The organism is Pectobacterium jejuense, assembly GCF_026800125.1.
Classification (GTDB): domain Bacteria; phylum Pseudomonadota; class Gammaproteobacteria; order Enterobacterales; family Enterobacteriaceae; genus Pectobacterium; species Pectobacterium jejuense.
Genome location: NZ_JAPQKX010000041.1, coordinates 1 through 398, shown reverse-complemented (window position 1 = coordinate 398; position 398 = coordinate 1). Strand labels below are relative to the sequence as shown.

Sequence of the window (398 nt, the reverse complement as noted above, 5' to 3'; positions counted from 1 at the left end):
CACTCGCTGCCAGTCGTGATGCTGGATAACGCCGCCCTGTTCGACGCCTGCCCGGAGACCAATCCTCGGGGTCAGGGACTGAACGCCAACCATCTCGCCTACATCATTTACACCTCCGGCTCTACCGGTAAACCTAAAGGCGTCATGGTCGAACACCGTGGACTCAGCAATTACCTCCTCTGGGCGCGCGGTTATTACGCCACCTCTGGCACCCTCGACAGTATCGTCTCCTCCCCTGTCGCCTTTGATGCCACCGTCACCAGCCTCTATCTGCCTCTCCTGTGCGGCGGCAGCATGCGGCTTATCCACGACGGACAGGAGCTCACCGAGTTACTGCCTGCGCTGCTTGATGCTCAACCCGGTACGCTGGTCAAAATCACACCGACGCACCTTGCCGC

At 60.3% G+C, this 398-nt stretch carries 1 protein-coding gene; it reads left to right on the top strand.

The genetic code is table 11. The features are described 5' to 3' along the window. Window positions 1-398: AMP-binding protein (locus NXT09_RS22360; protein WP_268581195.1), on the top strand; the 398-nt coding region annotated here is incomplete at both ends.